Source organism: Enterobacter sp. UPMP2060 (genome assembly GCF_053709655.1).
Genome location: NZ_JBSKJQ010000016.1, coordinates 1 through 25,674 on the forward strand (window position 1 = coordinate 1; position 25,674 = coordinate 25,674).

At 57.3% G+C, this 25,674-nt stretch carries 25 protein-coding genes; 14 read left to right on the top strand and 11 right to left on the bottom strand.

Features of this window, described 5'->3' with window-relative positions; all coding sequences use genetic code 11:
- From ACWKXN_RS20885 to ACWKXN_RS20895, 3 genes are all read left to right on the top strand, one after another.
- The coding region (locus tag ACWKXN_RS20885) for a substrate-binding domain-containing protein (protein WP_454544282.1) at positions 1-887 on the top strand (887 nt) is incomplete at its 5' end.
- Between the two features lie 104 nt (positions 888-991).
- Entirely contained in the window at positions 992-3,115 is a 2,124-nt protein-coding gene (locus tag ACWKXN_RS20890; RefSeq protein WP_454544283.1) for an alpha-galactosidase, read from the top strand.
- A gap of 44 nt (positions 3,116-3,159) precedes the next feature.
- Positions 3,160-4,437, top strand: coding sequence for an MFS transporter (locus ACWKXN_RS20895; RefSeq protein WP_045888507.1), 1,278 nt, complete (start codon positions 3,160-3,162; stop codon positions 4,435-4,437).
- On the opposite strand, the gene rhaM is transcribed toward ACWKXN_RS20895, so the two are convergent.
- The 5 genes from rhaM to rhaB all read right to left on the bottom strand — a co-directional run bounded on the left by rhaM (position 4,425) and on the right by rhaB (position 9,598).
- A complete protein-coding gene (gene rhaM / locus ACWKXN_RS20900) occupies positions 4,425-4,739 on the bottom strand; it encodes an L-rhamnose mutarotase (RefSeq protein WP_048976990.1) in 315 nt (104 codons plus the stop codon). The two genes, ACWKXN_RS20895 and rhaM, sit on opposite strands and share 13 nt — an antisense overlap.
- Complete coding sequence (gene fucO, locus ACWKXN_RS20905) at positions 4,736-5,884, bottom strand: lactaldehyde reductase (RefSeq protein ID WP_182931338.1); 1,149 nt, start codon at positions 5,882-5,884, stop codon at positions 4,736-4,738. Before fucO ends, rhaM begins: the two co-directional genes overlap by 4 nt.
- A gap of 41 nt (positions 5,885-5,925) precedes the next feature.
- Positions 5,926-6,756: a rhamnulose-1-phosphate aldolase gene (rhaD, locus tag ACWKXN_RS20910; protein WP_182932127.1), complete on the bottom strand. Its 831-nt coding sequence runs from the start codon at positions 6,754-6,756 to the stop codon at positions 5,926-5,928.
- Positions 6,757-6,872: 116 nt separating this feature from the next.
- Positions 6,873-8,132 (bottom strand): L-rhamnose isomerase, encoded by a 1,260-nt coding sequence (gene rhaA, locus ACWKXN_RS20915; protein ID WP_182931337.1) that lies wholly within the window; start codon positions 8,130-8,132, stop codon positions 6,873-6,875.
- Entirely contained in the window at positions 8,129-9,598 is a 1,470-nt protein-coding gene (gene rhaB / locus ACWKXN_RS20920) for a rhamnulokinase (protein ID WP_047059159.1), read from the bottom strand. Before rhaB ends, rhaA begins: the two co-directional genes overlap by 4 nt.
- A gap of 301 nt (positions 9,599-9,899) precedes the next feature.
- Between rhaB and rhaS the strand changes: the two genes are divergently transcribed.
- Both rhaS and rhaR read left to right on the top strand, forming a co-directional pair.
- Complete coding sequence (gene rhaS, locus ACWKXN_RS20925) at positions 9,900-10,736, top strand: HTH-type transcriptional activator RhaS (RefSeq protein WP_454544284.1); 837 nt, start codon at positions 9,900-9,902, stop codon at positions 10,734-10,736.
- Between the two features lie 73 nt (positions 10,737-10,809).
- On the top strand, positions 10,810-11,658 hold the full coding sequence (rhaR, locus tag ACWKXN_RS20930) for an HTH-type transcriptional activator RhaR (protein ID WP_182931336.1): 849 nt from the start codon (positions 10,810-10,812) through the stop codon (positions 11,656-11,658).
- On the opposite strand, the gene rhaT is transcribed toward rhaR, so the two are convergent.
- A complete protein-coding gene (gene rhaT, locus ACWKXN_RS20935) occupies positions 11,659-12,693 on the bottom strand; it encodes an L-rhamnose/proton symporter RhaT (protein ID WP_039264206.1) in 1,035 nt (344 codons plus the stop codon). It lies immediately after the preceding gene.
- 288 nt (positions 12,694-12,981) lie between these two features.
- Here rhaT and sodA point away from each other — a divergent pair, with 288 nt between their 5' ends.
- A complete protein-coding gene (sodA, locus tag ACWKXN_RS20940) occupies positions 12,982-13,602 on the top strand; it encodes a superoxide dismutase [Mn] (RefSeq protein ID WP_004203668.1) in 621 nt (206 codons plus the stop codon).
- Between the two features lie 71 nt (positions 13,603-13,673).
- Positions 13,674-14,348, top strand: coding sequence for a 6-hydroxyaminopurine reductase (gene yiiM / locus ACWKXN_RS20945; RefSeq protein ID WP_182931335.1), 675 nt, complete (start codon positions 13,674-13,676; stop codon positions 14,346-14,348).
- Between the two features lie 53 nt (positions 14,349-14,401).
- Here the strand turns inward: yiiM and cpxA are convergent, their stop codons facing one another.
- Positions 14,402-15,775: an envelope stress sensor histidine kinase CpxA gene (gene cpxA / locus ACWKXN_RS20950; protein WP_023309731.1), complete on the bottom strand. Its 1,374-nt coding sequence runs from the start codon at positions 15,773-15,775 to the stop codon at positions 14,402-14,404.
- Positions 15,772-16,470, bottom strand: coding sequence for an envelope stress response regulator transcription factor CpxR (gene cpxR, locus ACWKXN_RS20955; RefSeq protein ID WP_006179159.1), 699 nt, complete (start codon positions 16,468-16,470; stop codon positions 15,772-15,774). The genes cpxA and cpxR overlap by 4 nt, the downstream gene beginning before the upstream one ends.
- A 150-nt stretch (positions 16,471-16,620) precedes the next feature.
- On the opposite strand from cpxR, the gene cpxP reads away from it, so the two are divergent.
- The 6 genes from cpxP to ACWKXN_RS20985 all read left to right on the top strand — a co-directional run bounded on the left by cpxP (position 16,621) and on the right by ACWKXN_RS20985 (position 22,738).
- Positions 16,621-17,127, top strand: a complete 507-nt coding sequence (gene cpxP, locus ACWKXN_RS20960) for a cell-envelope stress modulator CpxP (protein ID WP_032662714.1) — start codon at positions 16,621-16,623, stop codon at positions 17,125-17,127.
- Positions 17,128-17,279: 152 nt separating this feature from the next.
- A complete protein-coding gene (gene fieF / locus ACWKXN_RS20965) occupies positions 17,280-18,173 on the top strand; it encodes a CDF family cation-efflux transporter FieF (RefSeq protein ID WP_023309697.1) in 894 nt (297 codons plus the stop codon).
- 174 nt (positions 18,174-18,347) lie between these two features.
- Positions 18,348-19,310 carry a 6-phosphofructokinase gene (gene pfkA / locus ACWKXN_RS20970; protein WP_023309696.1) on the top strand — a complete coding sequence of 321 codons (963 nt, stop codon included), beginning with the start codon at positions 18,348-18,350 and terminating at the stop codon, positions 19,308-19,310.
- Between the two features lie 209 nt (positions 19,311-19,519).
- Positions 19,520-20,509: a sulfate ABC transporter substrate-binding protein gene (locus tag ACWKXN_RS20975; RefSeq protein ID WP_023309695.1), complete on the top strand. Its 990-nt coding sequence runs from the start codon at positions 19,520-19,522 to the stop codon at positions 20,507-20,509.
- A 107-nt stretch (positions 20,510-20,616) separates the two neighbouring features.
- A complete protein-coding gene (locus ACWKXN_RS20980; RefSeq protein WP_048981006.1) occupies positions 20,617-21,360 on the top strand; it encodes a CDP-diacylglycerol diphosphatase in 744 nt (247 codons plus the stop codon).
- Positions 21,361-21,433: 73 nt separating this feature from the next.
- Positions 21,434-22,738, top strand: coding sequence for an SLC13 family permease (locus tag ACWKXN_RS20985; protein ID WP_454544285.1), 1,305 nt, complete (start codon positions 21,434-21,436; stop codon positions 22,736-22,738).
- 99 nt (positions 22,739-22,837) lie between these two features.
- Here ACWKXN_RS20985 and tpiA read toward each other — a convergent pair whose 3' ends face one another.
- Together tpiA and ACWKXN_RS20995 are read right to left on the bottom strand one after the other, a co-directional pair.
- The gene (gene tpiA / locus ACWKXN_RS20990; RefSeq protein ID WP_014172206.1) at positions 22,838-23,605 is read right to left on the bottom strand and encodes a triose-phosphate isomerase; all 768 of its coding nucleotides are present in this window, start codon (positions 23,603-23,605) and stop codon (positions 22,838-22,840) included.
- A gap of 111 nt (positions 23,606-23,716) precedes the next feature.
- Positions 23,717-24,313 (bottom strand): DUF1454 family protein, encoded by a 597-nt coding sequence (locus tag ACWKXN_RS20995; RefSeq protein WP_048978879.1) that lies wholly within the window; start codon positions 24,311-24,313, stop codon positions 23,717-23,719.
- 112 nt (positions 24,314-24,425) lie between these two features.
- Here ACWKXN_RS20995 and ACWKXN_RS21000 point away from each other — a divergent pair, with 112 nt between their 5' ends.
- Positions 24,426-24,845, top strand: coding sequence for a DUF805 domain-containing protein (locus tag ACWKXN_RS21000; RefSeq protein WP_023293600.1), 420 nt, complete (start codon positions 24,426-24,428; stop codon positions 24,843-24,845).
- Here ACWKXN_RS21000 and fpr read toward each other — a convergent pair whose 3' ends face one another.
- Positions 24,846-25,592 carry a ferredoxin--NADP(+) reductase gene (gene fpr, locus ACWKXN_RS21005; protein WP_048978880.1) on the bottom strand — a complete coding sequence of 249 codons (747 nt, stop codon included), beginning with the start codon at positions 25,590-25,592 and terminating at the stop codon, positions 24,846-24,848.
- Between the last annotated feature and the right edge of the window lie 82 nt (positions 25,593-25,674).

The window sequence follows — 25,674 nt, forward strand, 5'->3', positions numbered from 1 at the left end:
CGGAGGCTCAGCGCCGTGGTTACCGACCGAACACCTTCGCCCGCCGCCTGAAGATGGGCAAAATTGACGCCGTCGGGCTGGTGTTTCCCGTACATCCTGTTCCGCTCAATAACAGCGTATTTATGGACATGGTCGGCGAAATTAGCCATGAACTGGCGCGACATGAGATCGACTTATTGCTCATCGCCGACGACGATCTGGCGGATAAGCACAGCTATATGCGCATGGTGCAAAGCCGACGCGTCGACGCGCTGATCGTGGCGCACACGCTGGATCACGATCCGCGTCTTGTGCAGCTTCAGGCCGCCGGTTTTCCTTTCCTGGCGCTTGGGCGCAGCCACCTCCCGCAGCCGTATGCGTGGTTTGACTTCGACAACTATGCCGGTACCTGGCAGGCGACCCGCTGGCTGATCGAGAAAGGCCATCAGCGTATCGCGCTACTTGGCGAAAGCAACAATCAGGCATTTATCACCCAGCGCCGTCAGGGTTATCTCGACGCCCTGCGGGAAGCCGGGCTTTCCAGCGAATGGCTGCGCGCCATGCCGCCTTCGCGCCGCGTCGGGTATGCCACCACGAAAGAACTGCTTGCCCTGCCGCAGCCGCCAACGGCCATCATCACCGACTGCAACACCCACGGTGACGGCGCGGCGATGGCGCTGGCGCAGCTGGGGCGTTTATCCGGCGACAACGCCGTCTCGCTGGTGGTCTATGACGGCCTGCCGCAGGACAGCATCGTTGATATTGAGGTGGCGTCGGTGATCCAATCCACCCGTCAGGGCGTCGGGAAACAGATTGCCGATATGGTGCGCCAGCTGATTAGCGGCGACGATATTGAACAGCTTCAGGTGCTCTGGCAGCCTGAATTCTCTCCGGGCCAGACGGCCTAAATACCGCAAAATTTTAAACCCGATCACAGAACCGAAACGTTTTGGTTTGTATCCGAAACGTTTCGGATCAACACTCAGATCATCCCGATGACAGGAGATGTCTGATGCAAGATCCCGTTTTACGACTCGAAACCACGACGGTAGACGTGGTGATCAAAACCCATCCGTTCGCCGAAATTCTCTACTGGGGGCCTCACCTTCAGCACTTTTCGCCTCAGGATGTTGCTATGCTCGCACGTCCTGTTGCCAACGGCAGGCTTGACGTCGACTCCCCGGTCACGCTGATGGCCGAGCTGGGGCATGGTCTGTTTGGTTCGCCTGGCATTGAGGGTCATCGCCAGGGGCTGGACGGTTCCCCGGTGTTCAAAACCACGCAGGTGCATCAGGACGTAAACACCCTGACCATTACCGCCGAAGATGAGCATGCGGGCTTGCGCCTGACCAGCGAGCTGGTGCTGGATGCCAGCGGCGTGCTGGTGGTTCGTCACGGTTTAACGAACCTGAAAGCGATCCCCTGGCAGGTGGACCGTTTCGCCGTCACGCTGCCGGTGGCCGAGCGCGCGCAGGAGGTGATGGCCTTCCACGGACGCTGGATCAGAGAGTTTCAGCCGCACCGCGTAAAGCTTGAACACGACAGCTTCGTGATTGAAAACCGTCGGGGTAAAACCTCCCACGAGCACTTCCCGGCGCTGATTGCCGGTACGCCGTCGTTCAGCGAAATGCAGGGCGACGTCTGGGGCGTGCATCTGGGCTGGAGCGGTAATCACCGCCTGCGCGCGGAAGCGAAAACCGACGGTCGTCGCTATCTTCAGGCCGAAGCGCTCTACCTGCCGGGTGAAATGGCGGTTGAGGAGGGCGATACGCTCTGGACGCCGCGCCTGTACGCCAGCTACTCCACGCAGGGCCTGAACGGCATGAGCCAGCCGTTTCATCGCTACCTGCGCAACAACGTCATCCGCTTCCCGGAAAACAAACCGCGCCCGGTGCACCTCAATACCTGGGAAGGGATCTACTTCAACCACGATCCGGAGTACATTAAGCGCATGGCCGACGAGGCTGCCGCGCTGGGCGTGGAGCGTTTCATCATTGATGACGGCTGGTTCAAAGGCCGTAACGACGACCATGCCGCGCTGGGCGACTGGTATCTGGACGAGAAAAAATACCCGAACGGCCTGACGCCGGTGATCGACCACGTCAAACGGCTCGGCATGGAGTTTGGCATCTGGGTTGAGCCGGAGATGATCAACCCGGATTCAGATTTGTACCGTGCGCATCCTGACTGGGTACTGGCGCTGCCGGGCTATCCCCGGGCGACCGGACGACACCAGCTGGTGCTCAATCTCAACATCCCGGAGGCCTTTGATTACCTGGTAGAGCGCATGAACTGGCTGCTGGGCGAGCATGCGGTCGACTACGTGAAGTGGGACATGAACCGCGAGCTGGTGCAGCCTGGACACAACGGTAAAGCCGCCGCCGACGCCCAGACCCGTCAGTTTTACCGCCTGCTGGACGTGCTGGGCGAGCGCTTCCCGCATATTGAGTTTGAATCCTGCTCCTCCGGCGGCGGTCGCATTGATTATGAGGTACTGACCCGCAGCCACCGCTTCTGGGCGTCCGACAACAACGACGCGCTGGAGCGCAGCACCATCCAGCGCGGCATGAGCTACTTCTTCCCGCCGGAGGTGATGGGCGCGCATATCGGTCATCATCAATGCCACGCCACCTTCCGCCAGCATAGCATCCAGTTTCGCGGGCTGACGGCTCTGTTTGGCCATATGGGGCTGGAGCTGGATCCGCTCACCGTGGACGCACGGGAGCGCGAAGGCTATCGCCATTACGCCGCGCTGCACAAGCAGTGGCGGGAGGTCATTCACCACGGCACCCAGTGGCGAATTGATATGCCGGACGCCACCACGCTGGCGCAGGGTATTGTTAGCGAAGATAAGGCTCAGGGGCTGTTTATGGTCAGCCAGCTCGCGATGCCGGACTACAGCCTGATGATGCCGCTGCGCATGGCGGGGCTGGAGGCCAGCGCGCGGTACCGCGTCACGCTGCTCGATCACCCGAATATTCAGATTACGGGCGAGGGAGGGCACACCATGCGCAAGCTGCCGGCGTGGATGGAAACGCCGCAAACGGTGAGCGGCGAGTGGCTGATGCAGGCGGGCATTGCGCTGCCGATTCTGGATCCGGAAACCGCCATTCTGATTGGCGTCGAACGCGTGTAAGGGTGACGGGCCGGGGAACCGGCCCTCCGTTGAGGATAAAAATAATGAACACAACAACCTGTACCCACAAAGACAACCCTAACTTCTGGATCTTTGGGCTGTTCTTCTTTCTCTACTTCTTCATTATGGCCACCTGCTTTCCGTTCCTGCCGATTTGGCTGTCGGACATCATCGGCCTGAATAAAACCCACACCGGGATTGTCTTCTCCTGCATCTCACTGTCGGCTATCGCCTTCCAGCCAGTGCTGGGCGTAATTTCGGACAAGCTGGGGCTGAAAAAACACCTTCTGTGGATCATCGCGGTGCTGCTGTTTCTGTTCGCGCCGTTCTTCCTGTACGTCTTCGCGCCGCTGCTGAAAGCCAATATCTGGCTGGGCGCGCTGAGCGGCGGGCTGTATATCGGTTTTGTATTTTCGGCCGGATCGGGGGCGATTGAGGCCTACATTGAGCGCGTGAGCCGCAACAGCTTCTTTGAGTACGGCAAGGCGCGGATGTTTGGCTGCCTCGGCTGGGGCTTGTGCGCCTCAACGGGCGGCATCCTGTTCGGCATCGATCCGTCGTACGTTTTCTGGATGGGATCGGGAGCGGCATTGCTGCTGATGCTGCTGCTGGTGGTGGCGAAGCCAAAGCCCAACCAGACGGCGCAGGTCATGGATGCCCTGGGCGCGAACCAGCCGCAAATCACCGCCAAAACCGTGTTCAACCTGTTCCGCCAGCGCAGAATGTGGATGTTTATCCTCTATGTGATTGGCGTGGCCTGCGTGTATGACGTTTTCGACCAGCAGTTTGCCACCTTCTTTAAAACCTTCTTCGCCACGCCGCAGGAAGGGACCCGCGCCTTTGGTTTCGCAACGACTGCGGGGGAAATCTGTAACGCCATCATTATGTTCTGTTCGCCGTGGATCATTAACCGCATCGGCGCGAAGAACACGCTGCTGATCGCCGGGGTGATTATGGCGACGCGCATTATCGGCTCCTCGTTCGCCACCACCGCCGTGGAGGTGATTGCCCTCAAGATGCTGCACGCGCTGGAAGTCCCGTTCCTGCTGGTGGGCGCATTTAAGTACATCACCGGGGTGTTTGATACCCGACTGTCAGCGACTATCTATCTGATCGGCTTCCAGTTCGCCAAGCAGTCGGCGGCCATTTTCCTCTCCGCTTTTGCCGGGAATATGTATGACCGGATCGGCTTCCAGGAGACGTATCTGATGCTGGGCTGTTTCGTGCTGGCGATTACGGTGGTGTCGGCGTTTACGCTGAGCAGCAGGCAGGAGATCGCCGCCGCCGCGGGGGCAGCAGCGTTAACACATCAGTCCAGGTAAAAGACCTCTTTCAGCTCGGTACTCACCGGGCTGTTATCCGGGTTCGACGGCATGACGTCGCCCATATGTTTCCACCAGCGCTGGCAGACGTCGGTATTCGCTACCGCGCTCCAGCGCTCCTCCGATTCAATCTCTACGGTCGCGAACAGCAGGCTGCGGGCCCTATCGAGATAAATGGCGTAGTGGTGTGCGCCGTGGTCTTTCAACACCTTTTCCAGCTCCGGCCAGATCGGATTGTGTCGACGCGCGTACTCCTCATGCGCGTCCGGGTTTACCTGCATCATAAAGGCTTTGCGGATCATAGTGCCTCCAGGTACAGCTCGCGGACCTCATCGCGGCTGGCGGCGCGCGGATTGCATGGCGCACACGGATCGGCGAGCGCTTTATCCAGCCAACCTTCAATATCGGCTTTGGTCACGCCGAGCTGGCTAAAGCCCGCAGGGATGCCGACGCGAGCGCTCAGGTTGCGAATCGCCTGAATGGCGGACATGCTGGCGGCTTCATCGCTCATGCCGCGGGTATCGACGCCCATCGCCTGCGCCACGCGGGCAAAACGCGCAATTGCGTTCGGGCGGTTAAAGCTTTCAACGATCGGCAGCAGGATGGCGTTGCACACGCCGTGCGGCAGGTTGTGCGTCGCGCCCGGCTGGTGCGCCAGGGCATGCACAAGGCCGAGACCCGCACTGTTAAACGCCATGCCCGCCAGATACTGGCCAAACGCCATCTGCTCGCGCGCCTCAAGGTTATGACCGTCTTCGACCGCTTCCGGCAGCCACAGGTTGATCAGGCGAATTGCTTCCAGCGCGTTGGCGTCGGTGAGCGGGTGCGCGCCAACGGATACGTAGGCTTCAATGGCATGGGTCAGGGCATCCATACCGGTTGCGGCGGTCACGGAGGCGGGAATATCGAGCATCACGCTGGCATCGTCTACGGCGATGTCCGGGATGATGTTCGGGTCGATAATCACCTCTTTCACCTGCCGCGCGGAGTTGATGATCACCGCATTGCTGGTCATCTCCGCCGCGGTGCCTGCGGTGGTATTAATTGCCACCAGCGGCACGCCCGCATTTTTCACCTTGCCGACGCCGGAATAATCGGTTGAGGGGCCGGGGTTGGCGGTGAGGATTTTGATCGCCTTGGCGGTATCAATCGGGCTGCCGCCGCCGAAGGCAATCACGTAATCACACTCCGCGTCCCGGTAAGCCGAAATTCCTTTTTGCACAAGCGCTTCCGTCGGGTTCGGGAACACCTCATCGAACAGGTGATACGACATCTGATGGGCGTCCAGCGCGGTAAACAGGCTGTCGAGCAGACCCAGCTTTACCAGCTGGCCGTCGGTGACAATCAGCGCTTTTCCCCACTGCTTGTTCGCAACCAGGTTGACCATATCGCCGATTGCGCCCGCGCCGTGAAGGCTGATTTTTGGAAGTGCCAACATAAAGCTCATGATAATTCTCCTTAACAATCAACGTTTTTCCTGCGAAGGCGTTATGCGTATAAATCCAGCGCGGATTGCAACGGGCTCACGCCAAAGCGCTTGCCGAGGGCGATGAGTTCTTCCCGGGAAATGGTCTGCTTCATGCCGCCCATGGAGTACACCTTCACCAGCACTTCCGCTGATTTCTCAGCGGTGTCGATCAGGCCAAAGGTTTCATCCAGCGTTGGGCCGCTGCCGAACACGCCGTGGAACGGCCACAGCACCAGAGTATGTTTTTGCATATCAACGGCGGTTGCCTGGCCGATTTCGTCGGTACCCGGCACCATCCACGGCAGAATGCCCACGCCGTCCGGGAACACCACCAGACACTCGGTACTGCCTTCCCACAGCTTGCGGGTGATGAAGTCGGCGCTGTTTTCCAGCACGTAGGTCAGGGCGATCAGGTTGGTGGCGTGGCAGTGCATGATCACGCGGTCTTTGCCGTTCGTCGCCCTGATGCGCTCGCAGTGGGAGAGGAAGTGCGCCGGCAGTTCGGAGGTGGGCACCGCCTCGTCGGTCAGTCCCCACAGAATGTGGTAGCCCGCGCCGTCGCTGTCCACTTTCACCACGCCGAGGTTGGCCTCCGGGTCGAGCTGGACGTTACGGAAGAACTTGCCGGAACCGGTGACGATAAACGGCGTGTTGGCGAGCAGCGGCATCGGCTGGCTCAGCGCGATATAGCGCGGCTTCTGGTGGAAATCGGCCGCGAACGGTTCAATATCCGCGTCGTCCAGGCGCAGCGTCAGGTTGCCGCCGTTGCGCTCGTCCCAGCCTTTCAGCCAGGCGTCGGAGGTGGCTTTGATCATGCCCTGGACGAACCAGGAAGTGGTGATGGTCTGCATAGTCTTCATTTTCCAGTTATCGCGGTGAGGTTGAACCCTCACCCCGGCCCTCTCCCACAGGGAGAGGGGGTAAAAGTTCCCTCTCCCTGTGGGAGAGGGTTAGGGTGAGGGCAAAATTACCCGCGCTGACTCAACACGTCTTTCTCGTATGCCCGCACGTTGTCCAGCCACTGGCTGCCCGCCGGGGCGTCGTTACGCTGACAGTACATCTCCCACACCGCCTGCCACGGCAGGGATTTCTGCTCTTCCAGCAGCGCCAGACGGGCGGTGTAGTCGCCGTTAGCCTCCAGCTGTTTCAGCGCGGCGACAGGCTCCAGCAGCGCGCGCAGCAGGGCTTTCTTCATGTTGCGGGTGCCGATAACCCACGCTGCGATGCGGTTGATGGAGGCATCGAAGAAGTCGAGGCCGATGTGTACGCGGTCAAAGAGGTCGTGACGGATGATTTCGCTGGCAATCGCCTGGGTTTCGTCATCCAGCAGCACCACGTGATCGCTGTCCCAGCGCACCGGACGGCTGACGTGCAGCAGCAGGCGCGGCACGTAGAGCATGGCGGCGGAGATTTTGTCTGAGATCACCTCGGTCGGGTGGAAGTGGCCGGCATCCAGACACAGCGCGGTCTGGCGGCTGGTGGCGTAACCCATGTAGAACTCGTTCGAGCCCACGGTGTAGCTCTCGGCGCCAATGCCGAACAGCTTGCTCTCTACAGCGTCGATGTGGTGCGCCGGGTCCAGCTTCTCGCTGATGGCCTCATCCAGCGCGGCCAGCAGGCGCTGGCGCGGGGCCAGACGGTCGACGGTGATATCCTTCATGCCGTCCGGGATCCAGATGTTCATCACCGACGGCGTGCCGAGCTGTTCGCCGAAATACGCCGAAACGCGGCGGCTGGCCTTCACGTGTTCGATCCAGAACTGGCGGATGTCGTCGTCCGCGTGGGCGAGGGTAAAACCGTCCGCGCTCAGCGGATGTGAGAAGCAGGACGGATTAAAGTCCAGGCCCAGCCGGTTGGCTTTGGCCCACTCCACCCAGTTCTTAAAGTGTTCCGGTTTGATTTCATTGCGCGCCACCGGCTCGTCGGATTCGAGATAAATCGCATGCAGGTTCAGGCGTTTTGGCCCCGGGATCAGGCTCAGCGCCAGCTCCAGGTCGGCGCGCAGTTCGGTCGCGTTACGCGCTTTGCCCGGGTAGTTACCGGTGGCCTGAATACCACCCGTCAGGGAACCGCCTGGGTTCTCGAAACCGGCGACGTCATCGCCCTGCCAGCAGTGCATGGAGACGGGCAGACGGTCGAGCTGGCGCAGCGCCTCTTCGACATCCACGCCGACGGCGGCGAAACGCTGTTTAGCCAGGCCCCAGGCTTGTTCTAATTGAGTTGTCATGCGCAAAGCTCCTTAGTCAGTCGGTTTTGCTGAAACTGCTCCCGAAAGCGAGCAATTTCACGGCAGGGATTGGGGGTGAAGGTGGTCAGGCTGGCGTTAGCCGCCACCACCGAACGGAAGTCGTCAACGCTGGAAAGTTCGTCCAGGGTCATCAGCTGAATGCCGATATTCCCGAGCGTGGAGGCCTCCACGGGACCCGCCACCACGGTGATACCGCAGGCATCGGCGCAGAGCTGGTTCAGCAGCTGGTTCTGGCAGCCGCCGCCCACGATATGCAGCTGGCTAAACGGTTTTCCGCGAAGGCTCGCCAGCTCGCTGAGGATGTCGGCATACAGCAGGGCGAGGCTGTCAAAAATGCAGCGCGCCAGTTCTGAAGGGCTCGACGGCACCGGCTGCCCGCCCTCGACGCAGGCGGCCTGAATTTCGGCGCTCATGTGCGCCGGGTTGATAAAGCGGTCATCGTTCGGGTTGATCAGGAACGTACAGGCCTTCAGCTTCTCGGTTTCGGCGATAAGCGCGGGCAGGTCGGTAATGTTCTGCTCTTTCAGCACCCGCTGGAGCAGCCACAGCCCCATGATGTTTTTCAGTACGCGGTAGCGGCCTTCGGCACCGCCTTCGTTGGTAATGTTTGCCGCCATCGCGGCATCGCTGGCGTACGGGGTTTTGCTCTCAAAGCCCATCAGCGACCAGGTGCCGGACGAGAGGTAAGCCGCGTCTTTGCTTGCAAGTGGGGACGCTATTACCGCGCTGGCGGTATCGTGGCTGGCGACGGCAACGACAGGGATTGCGTTCCCCTGGGGGCAAATCCAGTGACCGATCACGTTACCCGGGTGGGTGGGTGTGCCGAACCAGGAAGGCGACGCCCCCGTCCAGGCCAGCAGATGTTCATCCCAGCTATCCGAGTTGATGTTGACCAGCTGTGTGGTGGTGGCGTTGGTATATTCCCAGTTCATGTTGCCGGTCAGGCGATAGCTCAGGTAGTCCGGGATCAGCAGCGCATGGGCCACGTCCGCGACCAGCTCCGGCTGTTGCTCGACCAAAGCACGCAGCTGATAAAGCGTGTTAAACGGCAGAAACTGAATGCCGCTGCGCCCGTAGATGTTGTCCTTGCCAAGCTGGGCGATCGCGTTCGCCATCAGGCCGTCGGTGCGGCTGTCGCGATAAGAAACCGGCAAGCCGACGCGCTCGCCATGGCTATCAAGCAGAACGTAGTCCACGCCCCAGGTATCAATGCCGATGCTGTCGATGCGAATGCCGTCGTTGCAGACGTTGTTAAGACCGGTACGGATCTCCGCCTCCAGGGCATCGATATCCCAGGTATCAAAACCGTCCTGCTTTTGCAGGCAGTTGGCGAAACGGTGCATTTCGCGAAGCGAAAGCGCGTGCTGCTCACGGTCCCAGCTCGCGAGCATTACGCGGCCGCTGGATGCGCCTAAATCGACAGCCACACAATGGCGAAAAGTCATGGTCGGGTCCTTTCTTAAGTCATTAGCGGTGAGTGTAAAAAAGGGAAGAAAAAGTCACCTTCTCACCACTGACAGGCCAAATCTCGCGCTGGCAAGAAAGCAAAGGTGAATGTGAGGACGTTCACAGTTTCCAGCAGTGACGGGATGCTCAGGCAGTGTGACGCTGAGCGCATTTCCCGATCTTTCCCCCTGTTTCTTGAAAAATGGACAGCTTTTGCGAGGTTTACTGCCAAAAATTGAAGGTGAGTGTGGGAGGCCTTAATTACTATTTTGAGAACATTTTTCATTGGTGGGGGCCGTTATGACCGTACTGCACTGCGTGGATTTTTTTCCTTCAGGAGGTTCGCCTGTCGCGATTGAGCCACGGCTTCCTCAGGCTGCGTTCCCGGAGCATCATCATGATTTTCACGAAATTGTGATTGTTGAGCGCGGGACGGGTATTCATGTTTTCAATGGCCAGCCTTATACCATCAGCGGCGGTACGGTGTGCTTCGTGCGCGACCACGACCGGCACCTGTATGAACATACCGACAACCTGTATCTGACGAATGTGCTTTACCGTTCCCCGGACGCGTTCCAGTTTCTTTCGGGGCTGAGCCAGCTGTTGCCCCAGGAGCAAGACGGACACTATCCGTCGCACTGGCGGGTGAATCAGTCCATCCTGCAGCAGGTGCGTCAGCTGGTGAGCCAGATGGAGAAGAGCGAGGACGGGCAGGAGACGCACGCCATTGCCACGCGCGAACTGCTGTTTATGCAGCTTCTGGTGCTGCTGCGCCGCAGCAGCCTGGTGGAAGGGCTGGAAGATAACAACGCGCGCCTGAACCATCTGCTGGCCTGGCTGGAAGATCATTTTGCCGAGGATGTCTGCTGGGAAACCCTTGCGGATGATTTTTCTCTGTCGTTGCGTACCCTGCATCGCCAGCTTAAACAGCACACCGGACTGACGCCGCAACGCTACCTTAACCGTCTGCGCCTGATCAAAGCGCGTCATCTTTTACGTCATACCGACGATAGCGTCACGGATATTGCCTATTGCTGCGGTTTTGGCGACAGCAATCACTTTTCAACGCGGTTTCGCCGGGAATTTAACTGGTCTCCGCGCGATATTCGCCAGGGAAAAGACGCGATGCTTCAGTAACGCGAGGGCAGTCACCGTTTTATTTCCGCAAAAAAGCTAATAGTGTCAGGTTATTCGGCGTAGAGGTCGTGGTGTGGCTGCTCAGTTAATTCTTCGCAAAGATGATTTTTTTGCCTCCGCGAGTCAGGCCGTCACGGTGGCCGATCGCTACCCGCAGGACGTCTTTGCCGAACATACCCACGAGTTTTGCGAGCTGGTGCTGGTTTGGCGCGGTAACGGCCTGCACATCCTCAACGACCGTCCCTACCGCATCACGCGCGGAGACCTGTTCTACATTCGCGCGGATGATAAACACTCCTACGCCTCGGTTAACGACCTGGTGCTGCAAAACGTTATTTACTGTCCGGACAGGCTCAAGCTTAACGTGGACTGGGCCGCGAGCATTCCGGGCTTTCTTGATGCTAAGTGTTCTCCGCACTGGCGCTTAAGCAGTAGCGGTATGGCTCAGGTACGGCAGGTTATTTCTCAACTGGAGCAGGAGAGCCAGAAGAACGACCCCGTTGCTAACCAGCTGGCGGAGTTGCTTTTCGCCCAGCTGGTGATGACGTTGAAGCGCCATCGTTACGCCACTGATAACCCCTCCGCCACAACGCAGGAAGCGCTGCTGGATAAGCTCATCACCCGGCTTGCGGGCAGCCTGAATAAAAACTTTGTACTGGAGAAATTCTGCGAGCAGGAACAGTGCAGCGAGCGCGCGTTGCGCCAGCATTTCCGCACCCTGACCGGGATGACGGTGAACCACTATCTGCGCCAGCTGCGCATCTGCCATGCACAATATCTCCTCCAGCATACGGAGTGGATGGTCAGTGATGTGGCGATGCGCTGCGGCTTTGAGGACAGTAACTACTTTTCAGTGGTGTTTAACCGCGAGGTGGGGATGACGCCGGTACAGTGGCGTCATCGCAGTCGAAAGGGGGCGTAATCAGTTTGCCATGCCGAGGCCGACGATATTGGCAGCGATAATAATCACCACGCAGCCGAGGCTCAGTACGCCAACCGGACGGCGTCCGGCGTTCGTCCACTCTTTCAGCACCAGCCCAACCAGCCCGCCGCAAAGTACGTAGAAACTCATGTGCAGCATCCAGCTTATATAGTCGTATTGCGCCGGAATGCTGGCGTGGCCCCAGGCGTAGAAGAAGAACTGCAAATACCACATCAGGCCGCCCAGAGCGGAGAGCAACACGTTGGTGATGATGAGCGATGTTGCCAGCGAGAAATCGGTTTTTACCGACAGGTTTTTTACTTTTGCCAGACGAATGAAGCAGAAGCCCAGGTTAACCATCGCGCCGCCACCCATAATCACGACATAGCTTGGCAGCGCAACGTACAGCGGGTCGACGCCCAGCGCGGCCGCCGCTTCGTGCATCGGTTTGGCGGCGTTCATCGCGAACGACATGCCGGCCGAGAAAATGCCGCACATCACCGCCAGCAGCAGACCTTTCTTCAGGTTAAAATCTTCAGCTTTAATGCCCATCTTGCGCTCTTTCAACTGCCCCGCACGCGTCACAATTCCTACGCCAATGACCGCCACCAGCACGCCCAGGAGCGTCATCCGCCCACCCTGAGTATTAATAAGCACGTCGAAATTGCCGTTGAGAATTGGCGTCATCAGGGTACCGACGATCAGCGTGATGCCAATCGCGATACCAATCCCCATCGACATGCCGAGATAACGCATGGTGAGGCCATAGTTGATGTTGCCGACGCCCCACATCGCACCGAACAGGAACACTGGCAGCAGGGTGGCGGCGCTGAAGGAGGAGAAGTAGCCCCAGAAATCGGGCAGCAGCATGGCGCTAATGGTCCAGGGCAAAATCAGCCAGGACACGATACCGCCAACGGACCACATGGTTTCCCATGACCAGCCTCTCACTTTTTTAAACGGAGCATAGAAACAGGCTGCACTGGCAGCGCCTATCAAATGCCAGAAGATACCCATCGTAATCGCATGATTCATTTTTACACCCTCATCGTTTTTATCGTCAGTGGCTTCCCACCGACTTGAGGAGTGTAAAAATTAGGCGGTTTGGGGACCTTCAGAAGGTTGCCGCAGATGTGTTCTGGATGGCAATCAGCACGTTAACCGCGTGAGCAGACTCACAATTTCGCGATTAATCGAAAAACGAATAACCTTATAAAAACTACGGCATTGATAATCATTTTCAATATCATTTAATTAACTATAATGAACCAACTGCTTACGCGGCATTAACAGCTGTGCCGCCCGACAATAATGGAGAGGATTATGAGTTATACACTGCCATCCCTGCCGTATGCCTACGACGCACTGGAACCGCATTTCGACAAGCAGACGATGGAAATCCATCACACTAAACACCACCAGACCTATGTGAACAACGCGAACGCCGCGCTGGAAAGCCTACCAGAGTTCGCTAACCTGTCTGCTGAAGAGCTGATCACCAAGCTGGACCAGCTGCCAGCGGACAAGAAAACCGTTCTGCGTAACAACGCTGGCGGCCACGCTAACCACAGCCTGTTCTGGAAAGGCCTGAAAACCGGTACCACCCTGCAGGGCGACCTGAAAGCGGCTATCGAGCGCGACTTCGGTTCCGTTGACAACTTCAAAGCGGAATTCGAAAAAGCCGCTGCAACCCGTTTCGGCTCTGGCTGGGCGTGGCTGGTTCTGAAAGGCGACAAGCTGGCGGTGGTTTCTACTGCTAACCAGGACTCCCCGCTGATGGGTGAAGCGATTTCTGGCGCATCCGGCTTCCCAATCCTGGGTCTGGACGTGTGGGAACACGCTTACTACCTGAAATTCCAGAACCGTCGCCCGGACTACATCAAAGCCTTCTGGGACGTGGTGAACTGGGACGAAGCAGCAGCGCGTTTCGCCGCTAAAAAATAAGGTTGCATTGACGCCTGTGAGAAGCGAGTCTTATGACTCGCTTTTTTTGTATCTGCGTAATGGAGGCAGCAATGCATTACCCGGTGAACGTGTTTACAGGCAAGGTAAGGGAGTACGACGGCAGCCGCCCAAGTGCCATCGCCAAAATTCAGGTCGACGGTGAGTTGACGTTAACCGACCTCGGGCTTGCGGGTGACGAGCAGGCCGAAAAGAAAATCCACGGCGGGCCCGATCGCGCGCTGTGCCACTACCCGCGCGAACACTATCAGCACTGGAAAAGCGAGTTTCCCGAGCAGGCGGACCTCTTCGTCGCCCCCGCGTTTGGGGAGAATCTCTCCACCGAAGGGCTCACCGAAAAGAACGTGTTTATCGGTGATATCTACCGCTGGGGCGATGCCCTGATTCAGGTGACGCAGCCACGCTCGCCGTGCTTCAAGCTCAACTACCACTTCGGTATTCAGGATATGTCGGCCCAGCTGCAAAAAGCGGGTAAAACCGGCTGGCTGTATCGCGTGGTGCTGGCTGGGCAGGTTTCAGCGGACGCGCCGCTTGAGCTGGCGTCGCGCCTGAGCGATGTGTCTGTTTATGACGCCTGCGCCATTGCCTGGCATATGCCGTTTGACGACGAACAGTATCACCGCCTGCTGTCGGCGGCGGGATTATCCATCAGCTGGACAAGAACGATGCAGAAGCGGCGTTTAAGCAGCAAGATCGAGGATAATTCGCGGAGATTGTGGGGGAAATAGTCCTCCGCAGAAAGTAGGCCGGGTAAGGCGAAGCCGCCACCCGGCACTAACAGCTACGAACGCTTATACAACGGTAGCCACAGCGTTAACCGTAGCCCACCCAGCGGGCTGTCGTCGGCTTTCACCCAGCCGCGGTGCTGCTGCATGGCGGTTTCAACAATCGCCAGACCCAGTCCCGTGCCGCCCGATTCCCGGTCACGCGCCTCATCGGTACGATAGAACGGACGGAAAATCTGCTCGCGGTCTTCCGGGCTCACGCCTGGGCCGTCATCATCGACAATGACGGTGATCCCGTCTTTATCCACCGAGAACGCCACCTCAATCTTCGTATGCGAGTAGCGAAGAGCGTTACGCACGATGTTCTCCAGCGCGCTTTCCAGCGTGTTGGGGTTTCCGTACAGCGGCCACGGGCCCGGCGGGAAGTTGACGGTGAAAGATTTACCCATCTGTTCCGCTTCGAACGCCGCGTTGTCCAGCACCTCGTGCCAGAGGTGATTCGCTTTCACCGTTTCGCTGACCAGCGCGTTTTTCTGCTGATTGCGCGACATGACCAGCAGGTCGTTGATCATGCTGTCCAGGCGGTGCGCTTCCGTTTCAATACGCTCCAGCTCTTTGCTCTCACCGCTGCGGCGGCGCAGCAGCGCGGTGCCAAGCTGCAAGCGCGTAAGCGGGGTACGCAGCTCGTGCGAGATATCCGACAGCAGACGTTGCTGTGCGGTCATCATACGATCGAGGGCGCTCACCATCTGGTTAAAACTGGTTCCGGCGGCAAGGAACTCCTGCGGACCTGCTTCCAGTTCAGGGTGTTGTCGCAGGTTACCCTGCGCCACCTCATCGGCGGCATTCTTCAGTTTACGCGCCGGTTTTGCCAGGCTCCACGCCAGCCATAACAGCAGCGGTGAGCTGACCAGCATGGTGACAATCAGCAGCAGGAGAGGGCGGTCAAACAGCAGGTTGATAAAATCAGACTGGGAGTTGCTCGCCGGACGGATCAGATAGAGCTGATAATTATCCTCTCCGTCCCTGACGGAGAAAGGCCCTACCATCTCTACGCGGCCATATTTCTTCTTCTGGGGATGATCGGCATTATCCGCCTGGCCAATGAAGTTGCGGATAATCTGCATTTCATTGCGATCGGCCCCAATCACGCGGCCTTCGCTGGTCACCAGCAGCAGGCGTTGTCCGGGCGGCGCCCACTTGTCGATAGCGCGAAACAGCCTGCGCCACCACATTAAATCGTTTGGCGGATCGTTTGCCAGCTCGGCTTCCACGTGCTGCTCGATCATCACGCCCTGACGTTGCTCGCTGTCGAGAAGCTCCGTCATCTGGCGTGAGTCGAGTTTTGGCAACATCAAAACGAGCATTAAAACCAGTGCCAGCGTCAGCCAGAAGATGGCGAAGATGCGGGCGGTTAAGCTTCCTATCATGAAGCGGAAACCATCAGATAACCGCGACCACGCAGGGTTTTAAACCATGGGTGACCGTCTTTACGCTCCGGCAGCTTACGGCGCAGGTTAGAGATGTGCATGTCGATGGCGCGGTCAAACGGGGTGAGGCGTTTGCCCAGCACTTCCTGGCTTAGATGTTCACGCGAAACCACCTGGCCGAGGTGCTGCGCCAGCAGATACAGCAGGGTGAACTCCGTGCCGGTCAGTTCCAGCGTCTGGCCATCAAAGCTTGCTTCCTGACGGCCCGGGTTCAGGCTCAGAGAGTCGACTTCAAGGGTGGGTGAGCTGTTGTCGGTATTTTGCTGCTGCTCGCTCCAGTGGGAACGACGCAGGATAGCGCGAATACGGGCAACCAGTTCACGGTCATTAAACGGCTTGGGTAAATAGTCATCCGCGCCCAGCTCAAGGCCGAGTACGCGGTCAAGTTCGCTGCCGCGCGCGGTCAGCATAATAACGGGAGTCTGGTGTGTCTGGCGAAGCTCTTTCAACGTATCAATACCGTTTTTCTTCGGCATCATCACGTCGAGCAAAAGTAAATCGATGCTGTCGTCAAGGAGACTCAGCGCCTGCTCGCCATCATGGGCAACCAGGACGTTGAAACCTTCCATGTCGAGCAACTCCTTTAAAAGGGATGTGAGCTCTCGGTCATCATCAACTAACAGGATTTTATTCATTGTTTAAATACCTCCGAGGCAGAAATTACGACATCAAGGCTGTCTAATCCATGACTTTACGTTGTTTTACACCCCCTGACGCATGTTTGCAGCCTGAATCGTAGACTGTCTCTCGTTGAATCGCGACACGAAAGATTTTGGGAGCAAGTGATGCGCAAAGTTACCGCTGCCGTCATGGCCTCAACGCTGGCGTTCAGTGCGTTTAGCCAGGCTGCTGAAGCTATCATCAGCGATAACAGTCCCTTACAAGAGGGCGCAACGCAGAACAGCAGCCAAAGCCATATGTTTGACGGCATAAGTTTAACCGAACATCAGCGTCAACAGATGCGAGATCTGATGCAGAGGGCACGACACGACCAGCCCCCTGTTAATGTTAGCGAAATGGAGACAATGCATCGCCTTGTCACCGCAGAAAATTTTGACGAAAGCGCTGTTCGCGCTCAGGCCGAAAAAATGGCACAGGAACAGGTTGCCCGCCAGGTAGAGATGGCGAAGGTCCGCAACCAGATGTTCCATCTGCTAACGCCCGAGCAGCAAGCGGTTTTGAATGCCAGACATCAGCAGCGAATGGACCAGCTGCGTGAGGTTGCACGGATGCAGCGAAGCTCAGAAACGACGTTTTTCAGTAGCAATAGCAGTACCCGTAGTAACCAGTAAACCCTGTTTTCCTTGCCATAGACACCATCCCTGTCTTCCCCCACATGATGTGGGGGTTTTTTTTGCCCCGCATCCGCGCTGTTAACCGTTTATTCATCCTTAGACTCCCCATGCTTCCGTTATACTAGCGGCATGACATGACAGGAGCGTTTATGAATCAATCCTATGGAAGACTGGTAAGCCGGGCCGCCATTGCGGCGACCGTCATGGCCTCCAGCCTGTTACTGATTAAAATCTTTGCCTGGTGGTATACCGGCTCGGTCAGTATTCTGGCGGCGCTGGTGGACTCGCTGATGGACATTGCCGCCTCGTTGACCAACCTGCTGGTGGTGCGTTACTCGCTGCAGCCAGCGGATGAAGAGCACACATTTGGGCACGGCAAAGCGGAGTCGCTGGCCGCGCTGGCGCAAAGTATGTTCATTTCCGGCTCTGCGCTGTTCCTGTTTTTAACCGGCATTCAGCATCTCGTTTCGCCGACACCGATGAACGATCCCGGCGTGGGCGTAGTTGTGACGATCGTTGCGCTTATATGCACACTTGTTCTGGTAACGTTCCAGCGCTGGGTTGTTCGCAAAACGCAAAGTCAGGCTGTACGGGCGGATATGCTTCATTATCAATCTGATGTTATGATGAATGGGGCTATTCTTATTGCGCTCGGTCTGGCCTGGTATGGCTGGCATCGCGCCGATGCGTTATTTGCGTTAGGGATTGGTATCTATATTTTATATAGCGCCCTGCGGATGGGGTATGAAGCGGTGCAATCACTGCTTGACCGCGCCCTCCCGGACTCAGAACGTAATGAAATTTTTTCTATCGTGACCTCCTGGCCCGGCGTCAGCGGTGCACACGATCTTCGAACGCGGCAGTCAGGGCCGACCCGCTTTATTCAGATTCATATTGAAATGGAAGACAACCTGCCACTGGTTCAGGCTCACGTTATTGCTGAGCAGGTCGAGCAGGCGATTTTGCAGCGTTTTCCTGGTTCAGACGTCATCATTCACCAGGATCCCTGCTCGGTTGTACCCGGTCATGTTGGGCTTTCGTAATTCGTTGTAAAAAAGTGAGCCAGGCCAGCATTTTGTGTATAAATTACCGCCGTTTGGTCTGACCTGAATCAATTCAGCTGGAAGGGATTGATATACTATTTGCAGTATTCGTTGGTCGATAAGTTTCTTCCGGCAACAGATTTCAATTTTGCATTCCTAAGTTCAGAGGTAGTCATGATTAAGAAAATCGGTGTGTTGACAAGCGGCGGTGATGCGCCGGGCATGAACGCGGCAATTCGTGGTGTTGTCCGTGCAGCGCTGACGGAAGGCCTGGAAGTTTTTGGCGTTTATGACGGTTATCTGGGCCTGTATGAAGATCGTATGGTTCAGCTCGACCGTTACAGCGTGTCTGACATGATCAACCGTGGCGGTACTTTCCTCGGCTCTGCACGCTTCCCGGAATTCCGTGATGAACACGTTCGCGAAGTGGCTATCGAAAACATGAAGAAACGCGGCCTGGACGCCCTGGTGGTTATCGGTGGTGACGGCTCCTACATGGGTGCAAAACGTCTGACCGAAATGGGCTTCCCGTGCATCGGTCTGCCGGGCACCATCGACAACGACATCAAAGGTACTGACTACACGATCGGCTTCTTTACTGCACTGGGTACCGTTGTTGAAGCGATTGACCGTCTGCGTGACACCTCTTCTTCTCACCAGCGTATCTCTATCGTTGAAGTGATGGGCCGTTACTGTGGCGACCTGACGCTGGCGGCAGCCATTGCGGGCGGTTGCGAATTTATCGTCGTGCCGGAAGTCGAATTTAGCCGTGAAGATCTGGTGGCTGAAATCAAAGCGGGCATCGCGAAAGGTAAAAAACACGCGATCGTGGCTATCACCGAGCACATCTGTGACGTTGACGAGCTGGCGAAGTACATCGAAGCCGAAACCAAACGCGAAACCCGCGCGACCGTTCTGGGTCACATCCAGCGCGGCGGTTCCCCAGGCCCTTACGACCGTATTCTGGCGTCCCGTATGGGCGCGTACGCTATCGATCTGCTGCTGCAGGGTCACGGCGGCCGCTGCGTCGGTATTCAGAACGAAAAACTGGTTCACCACGACATCATCGACGCGATTGAAAACATGAAGCGTCCGTTCAAAGGTGACTGGCTGGACTGCGCGAAAAAACTGTACTGATCGGTTCTGTTGCCCGGTGGCGCTGCGCTTACCGGGCCTACAAAAGCACGACTCGTAGGCCGGGTAAGGCGTAGCCGCCACCCGGCTTTTTTATGCGCGCACGCTTTTTTATTCCACTACGTTATAGCCAATCTTTTTTTATTCTTTAATCCTCGATTCGCTTTCTGGCACGCTGCATTCATCAAAACACTACACAAGAGAGCTGGGCGATGAATAAATGGGGCGTGGGTTTAACATTATTGCTGGCATCGACCAGCGTTCTGGCTAAGGATATCCAGTTACTGAACGTGTCATACGACCCGACGCGTGAGCTGTACGAGCAATACAACAAAGCGTTTGCAGCACACTGGAAGCAGGAAACCGGCGATAACGTGGTGGTTCGCCAGTCGCATGGCGGCTCCGGCAAGCAGGCGACGTCCGTGATAAACGGTATTGAAGCCGACGTGGTGACCCTGGCGCTGGCCTACGATGTCGACGCGATCGCCGAGCGCGGCCGCATCGACAAAAACTGGATCAAACGCCTGCCGGATAACTCCGCACCCTACACCTCGACCATCGTCTTCCTGGTGCGTAAAGGAAACCCGAAACAAATTAAAGACTGGAACGACCTGATCAAACCGGGCGTTTCTGTGATTACCCCGAACCCGAAAAGCTCCGGCGGCGCTCGCTGGAACTACCTGGGCGCATGGGGCTATGCACTGCATCACAACAATGGCGACCAGGCCAAAGCGCAGGAATTCGTGAAGGCGCTGTATAAAAACGTTGAGGTGCTGGACTCCGGCGCGCGTGGCGCCACCAACACCTTCGTCGAGCGCGGGATTGGCGACGTGCTGATCGCATGGGAAAACGAAGCCCTGCTGGCGACCCACGAGCTGGGCAAAGACAAATTTGAGATCGTGACCCCGAGCGAATCGATTCTGGCTGAGCCGACCGTTTCCGTGGTCGATAAAGTGGTTGAGAAGAAAGATACCAAAGCGGTGGCGGAAGCCTACCTGAAGTATCTGTACTCGCCAGAAGGCCAGGAAATTGCGGCGAAAAACTTCTATCGTCCACGCGATGCGGCGGTCGCCAAGAAATACGAAGGGGAGTTCCCAAAACTGAAGCTATTCACTATTGACGATGTGTTCGGCGGCTGGACGAAAGCGCAGAAAGAGCACTTCTCCAATGGCGGTACCTTCGACCAAATTAGCCAGCGCTAACCATTAGCCTGTGACACGGTGACCCGGCGTGAGAAATCCGCCGGGTTTTTTATTTGGTCATCATTTTGCGTTACTCTTTTGCCTCTACTGAAAACAGGGAACGCGTTGTGAAAAAAATTATCTTATTGCTCCTCATTGTCATCGCCCTTGCTGCTGGCGGCGTGTACTGGATGAAGGCGGGTAATCCGAATACGTTGCGACATATCGTTCTCGACCAGTGTGTGCCGAATCAGATCCAGAACCGTAACCCTGCACCCTGTGCGCAGGTGAAAACGGATGCAGGCTATGTGGTATTTAAAGATCGCAACGGGCCGCTGCAATACCTGCTGATGCCGACATATCGCATCAACGGCACCGAGAGCCCGCTGCTGACCGAAGCTCATACGCCGAACTTTTTCTGGCTGGCGTGGCAGTCGCGCAGCTTTATGACCCTGAAGCGTGGATCCGAGGTGCCTGACAGCGCCATTTCGCTGACGATTAACTCCCCGACTGGCCGCACGCAGAACCATTTTCATATTCATATCTCCTGCCTGCGCCCGGACGTGCGCGAGAAGCTCAACGCGGCACAGGGAGAAATCAGCACCCAGTGGCTGCCTCTTCCCGGGGGGCTGGAAGGACATGAATATCTTGCTCGTCGCGTAACGGAGAATGAACTGGTCAAGCGCAGCCCGTTTATGATGCTGGCGGAAGAGCTGCCGGAAGCGCGCGACCATATGGGGCGTTTCGCGCTGGCAATGGCGCAGCAGTCGGATGGCTCTTTTGTTTTGCTGGCGACCGAGCGTAACCTGCTCACGTTTAACCGCGCGTCCGCGGAGGAACTGCAGGATCATCAATGCACTATCCTGAAGTAACCCCACCATAAATCGCGTTTACTCGGGCTGCCTGTCACCGTAGACTTGCTGAAAAATTCTACAGGAGACAGGTATGTCGCTCTGGTTAACGCATCCTCTGCTGCTGCCCTCACTGATCGTTGGCGTCACCATCGTGCTGTGGGCGACGTCGTTATTGCCGGAATTTATCACCGCGCTGCTGTTCTTCACGGCGGCGATGACCGCCAGAATCGCCCCGCCGGAGGTCATCTTCGGCGGTTTTGCCTCGTCTGCTTTCTGGCTGGTATTCAGTGGCTTTGTGCTTGGCGTGGCGATCCGTAAAACCGGACTGGCGGACAGGGCCGCCCGGGCGCTGTCGGCAAAACTCACCGACTCCTGGGTGTTGATGGTGGCGAGCGTGGTGCTGCTGAGCTACGCGCTGGCGTTTGTGATGCCGTCGAACATGGGACGTATTGCGCTGCTGATGCCGATTGTCGCAGCTATGGCAAAACGCGCCGGTATCGCCGACGGCTCCCGCGCCTGGTTCGGACTGGCGCTGGCGGTGGGGTTCGGGACTTTCCAGCTTTCGGCGACGATCCTGCCTGCAAACGTCCCCAATCTGGTGATGAGCGGTGCGGCGGAAGGCTCGTACGGCATCCATCTGAACTATGTCCCGTATCTGCTGCTGCACACGCCGGTGCTCGGTATCCTCAAAGGCCTGATTCTGATTGGCCTCATCTGCTGGCTATTTCCCGGCAGCCCAAAACCGCCGAATGAACAGGCGCCGTCTGATCCTATGGGGCGGGATGAAAAGCGTCTTGCCTGGCTGCTGGCGGTGGTGCTGGGGATGTGGGTCACGGAGAGCTGGCACGGCGTAGGGCCAGCGTGGACGGGGCTGGCGGCGTCGGTCATCGTTATGCTGCCGCGCATTGGCTTTATCACCGGGGAAGAGTTTTCTGCGGGGGTGAACATGCGCACCTGTATTTACGTCGCGGGCATTCTTGGGCTGGCGATCGTGGTGACGCAAACCGGTATCGGAACGGCCGTGGGCGAGGCATTGCTTCGCATTATGCCGCTGGATGCAGACAGGCCGTTCACCAGTTTCCTGGCGCTGACCGGTATTACCACGGCGCTCAACTTCATCATGACCGCCAACGGCGTTCCGGCGCTGTACACCACCCTGGCGCAGAGTTTTTCGGACGCGACCGGTTTTCCGCTACTGTCGGTAATCATGATTCAGGTGCTGGGCTATTCCACGCCGCTGCTGCCGTATCAGGCGTCGCCGATTGTGGTGGCTATGGGGCTCGGGAAGGTGCCTGCAAGGGCGGGGATGGTGCTCTGTCTGGCGCTGGCTATCGCAACGTATCTGGTACTGCTGCCGCTGGATTATCTGTGGTTTAGTTTGCTGGGGAAAGTGTAGTTCGGTGCGAGGTGTTTCCCCTCACCCCACCCCTCTCCCTAAGGGAGAGGGGGGAGAAGAGCGGCGGGTAAGCGCAAGCGCCACCCGCCACAAAGGCAATTACGCCTGTTTAGCCGCTTCTGCTGCCTTAACGATCACCGCGAAAGCGTCAGCTTTCAGGGATGCACCGCCAACCAGCGCGCCATCGATGTCTGGCTGGGTGAACAGCTCAGCAGCGTTGGAAGCGTTTACGGAACCGCCGTACTGGATAATCACTTGCTCAGCGACTTTCGCGTCGGCTTTAGCAATGTGGTCACGAATGAATTTGTGAACCGCCTGAGCCTGCGCAGGGGTTGCAGATTTGCCGGTACCGATCGCCCAGACTGGCTCGTATGCGATAACAGCGCCTTCGAACGCTGCCGCGCCCTGGGTTTTCAGCACTGCGTCGATCTGACGTGCACACACTTCTTCGGTTTTGCCCGCTTCGTTTTCCGCTTCGGTTTCACCGATGCACAGAACCGGGATCAGACCCTGCTCTTTCAGCACGGCAAATTTCTTCGCGATGAACTCGTCGGATTCTTTGTGATAGGTGCGACGCTCGGAGTGGCCGATGATGATGTATTTCGCGCCGATATCTTTCAGCATTTCAGCGGAGGTTTCACCGGTGAATGCGCCAGACAGGTTAACGTCAACGTTCTGCGCGCCCAGAATGATGTGGCTGCCGTCAGCGGCGTGTTTAGCCAGATCCAGGTACATATCCGGCGGAGCGATAGCAACCGCGCAGCCCGTCACGCCAGCCAGCTCTTTACGCAGGTTCGCAACCAGTTCGTTTACCATGTGGCGGCTGCCGTTCAGTTTCCAGTTACCCATCACTAAAGGATGTCGCATTTCAATTCTCCACGCTAAATAAGCGAATTAAGGAATATGGCCACCCTGTCGGGCAGCATGGTCTGTGAATCAGTATAGAGATTTTCCCTCGAAAGGCTTTGCTTTTTGTCATTAATTCGCCCCGCCGAGGGTGTCAGATAGTGCCAGCTTAATCGGTTCAACAGCGAAGGTCAGTCCTTTTTCGCCGTTGTCCGCCACAACATAGCGGATTGCGCCTTCGGTATCAGCGTAGTAACGCTTGTTTTTCCCGGCGGTAAGGAGTTTTTGCAGCTTTTGCTGGCTTTGCTTTTTCGTCAGCGCAGGGGTAAAGGCCTGCAGTACCGCGCTCATGTACTCCAGCGCTTTCGCCTTAGCGGCTTTCTGCTCTGGCCCCTGTATCGGCAGCCAGGTGATTTGCATGCTTTTGATTTTTAATGTACCGCGCTCCAGCGCCGTGGAAGCATACAAATTCTCGTTAATCTTGCTTGCCGCACGGGTCAGTGTGGGGGTATCGCGTGAGCCATCAATGGCGCGAAACTCATCCAGCGGCAGCGTGGGGTTGGTCTGATTAAAGGTTTCACGAAACTGGCTGATGGACTGATCGAAGGACGGTGCGCCCGCCAGCAGATACGGTGCTGTGGTCGGGGCTGTGGTTTCGGCGGCGTGCAGGGGATAACCCGCGCTGACCAGCGCTAAACACAGTAAAAGAGAACGTGCCGAACTTTTCATCAACATTGCCCCTGGCCGTAAGTGCTCATGATTAAAACGATATCTGGTCGGCTTGTCAAAAGGTCACAACTCCAGGGTAAAATGCGCGCTATACGATAATAAGGAACCTTACATGACCATACAGCAGTGGCTGTTTTCATTCAAAGGGCGTATTGGACGCCGTGATTTCTGGATCTGGATGGTGACGTGGGTTGTCGCCATGCTGCTTTTGTTTTTCGTGGCTTACAACGCCTGGCTGAGCACGCAAACGGCGGCCTTCGCGCTGGTCTGCCTGCTATGGCCAACGGCGGCGGTTGTCGTAAAACGGCTGCACGATCGCGGACGTTCCGGCGCGTGGGCATTTCTGATTATTCTGGCGTGGATGCTGGTGGCGGGAAACTGGGCGATGCTGCCGTCCATCCTGCCGTGGGTTGTGGGCAGGCTGCTGCCGTCGGTCATCTTCGTGATGATGATTGTCGATCTGGGCGCGTTTATTGGCACCCAGAGCGAAAACAAATACGGTAAAGACACCGTTGAGGTGAAATACCGCTGATCACCAGTAGTGTTCGGCGGTCATATGGCCCGGCCGGCGGCGAAGATGTTTCGTCATCTGCCGGGTATCCTTCAGGAGCTGCTGCGTGTCACGTACCATCTGCGGGTTGCCGCACAGCATGACGTGGCTGGTTTCAGCGTTCAGCGGCAAACCTACTGCCTCTTCCAGGGCTCCACTCTCAATTAACGCCGGCACGCGGCCGGTAAGCGCTCCTGCTACGGTTTCGCGGCTGACAACCGTCTGAATCTTTAGCTTTCCGCCGTACTGCTGCTCCAGCGCCTGCATTTGCGGCAAATAGCTCAGGTCTGCAGCGTAGCGCGCAGCGTGAACCAGCACGATGTTTTTAAAGCGCTCCAGATCTTTGCCGTACTGCAAAATAGAGAGATAAGGGCCGATGGCCGTACCGGTTGCCAGCATCCAGAGCGTGTCGCAGTCAGGGATCTCTTCGAGCACAAAGAAGCCTGCCGCTTCACTCACAATTTGCACCTCGTCGCCGGGCTTAAGGGCGGCAAGGCGCGGGCTGAGCTTACCGTCAGGAACGGTGACCAGATAGAACTCGAGATCCGGGTTATCAGGCGCGTTAACGTAAGAGTAGGCGCGCTGCACGCGCTCGCCGTCGACGTCCAGCCCCAGCTTCGCAAATTGCCCGGCCTTAAACGGGTGAACGGGAGCATGTACGGTGAGACTAAATAGCGCATCGGTCCAGAACTGTACCTTTGTGACTTTACCTGTTACCCAGTCCGCCATGATCTTCTCCTGTGCTGTTTCTCTGTTCTATCTTCCGTACTTGTGGTGACAATTTCCAGCCCGTCAGGGCCGGAAAGCTCTA

Excerpts from the sequence above, each read along its gene's own strand:
- ACWKXN_RS20890 (WP_454544283.1), top strand. The coding sequence starts at position 992 with ATGCAAGATCCCGTTTTACGACTCGAAACCACGACGGTAGACGTGGTG.
- ACWKXN_RS20895 (WP_045888507.1), top strand. The coding sequence starts at position 3,160 with ATGAACACAACAACCTGTACCCACAAAGACAACCCTAACTTCTGGATC.
- rhaM (WP_048976990.1), bottom strand. The coding sequence starts at position 4,739 with ATGATCCGCAAAGCCTTTATGATGCAGGTAAACCCGGACGCGCATGAG.
- fucO (WP_182931338.1), bottom strand. The coding sequence starts at position 5,884 with ATGAGCTTTATGTTGGCACTTCCAAAAATCAGCCTTCACGGCGCGGGC.
- rhaD (WP_182932127.1), bottom strand. The coding sequence starts at position 6,756 with ATGCAGACCATCACCACTTCCTGGTTCGTCCAGGGCATGATCAAAGCC.
- rhaA (WP_182931337.1), bottom strand. The coding sequence starts at position 8,132 with ATGACAACTCAATTAGAACAAGCCTGGGGCCTGGCTAAACAGCGTTTC.
- rhaB (WP_047059159.1), bottom strand. The coding sequence starts at position 9,598 with ATGACTTTTCGCCATTGTGTGGCTGTCGATTTAGGCGCATCCAGCGGC.
- rhaS (WP_454544284.1), top strand. The coding sequence starts at position 9,900 with ATGACCGTACTGCACTGCGTGGATTTTTTTCCTTCAGGAGGTTCGCCT.
- rhaT (WP_039264206.1), bottom strand. The coding sequence starts at position 12,693 with ATGAATCATGCGATTACGATGGGTATCTTCTGGCATTTGATAGGCGCT.
- sodA (WP_004203668.1), top strand. The coding sequence starts at position 12,982 with ATGAGTTATACACTGCCATCCCTGCCGTATGCCTACGACGCACTGGAA.
- yiiM (WP_182931335.1), top strand. The coding sequence starts at position 13,674 with ATGCATTACCCGGTGAACGTGTTTACAGGCAAGGTAAGGGAGTACGAC.
- cpxA (WP_023309731.1), bottom strand. The coding sequence starts at position 15,775 with ATGATAGGAAGCTTAACCGCCCGCATCTTCGCCATCTTCTGGCTGACG.
- cpxR (WP_006179159.1), bottom strand. The coding sequence starts at position 16,470 with ATGAATAAAATCCTGTTAGTTGATGATGACCGAGAGCTCACATCCCTT.
- cpxP (WP_032662714.1), top strand. The coding sequence starts at position 16,621 with ATGCGCAAAGTTACCGCTGCCGTCATGGCCTCAACGCTGGCGTTCAGT.
- fieF (WP_023309697.1), top strand. The coding sequence starts at position 17,280 with ATGAATCAATCCTATGGAAGACTGGTAAGCCGGGCCGCCATTGCGGCG.
- pfkA (WP_023309696.1), top strand. The coding sequence starts at position 18,348 with ATGATTAAGAAAATCGGTGTGTTGACAAGCGGCGGTGATGCGCCGGGC.
- ACWKXN_RS20975 (WP_023309695.1), top strand. The coding sequence starts at position 19,520 with ATGAATAAATGGGGCGTGGGTTTAACATTATTGCTGGCATCGACCAGC.
- ACWKXN_RS20985 (WP_454544285.1), top strand. The coding sequence starts at position 21,434 with ATGTCGCTCTGGTTAACGCATCCTCTGCTGCTGCCCTCACTGATCGTT.
- tpiA (WP_014172206.1), bottom strand. The coding sequence starts at position 23,605 with ATGCGACATCCTTTAGTGATGGGTAACTGGAAACTGAACGGCAGCCGC.
- ACWKXN_RS20995 (WP_048978879.1), bottom strand. The coding sequence starts at position 24,313 with ATGAAAAGTTCGGCACGTTCTCTTTTACTGTGTTTAGCGCTGGTCAGC.
- ACWKXN_RS21000 (WP_023293600.1), top strand. The coding sequence starts at position 24,426 with ATGACCATACAGCAGTGGCTGTTTTCATTCAAAGGGCGTATTGGACGC.
- fpr (WP_048978880.1), bottom strand. The coding sequence starts at position 25,592 with ATGGCGGACTGGGTAACAGGTAAAGTCACAAAGGTACAGTTCTGGACC.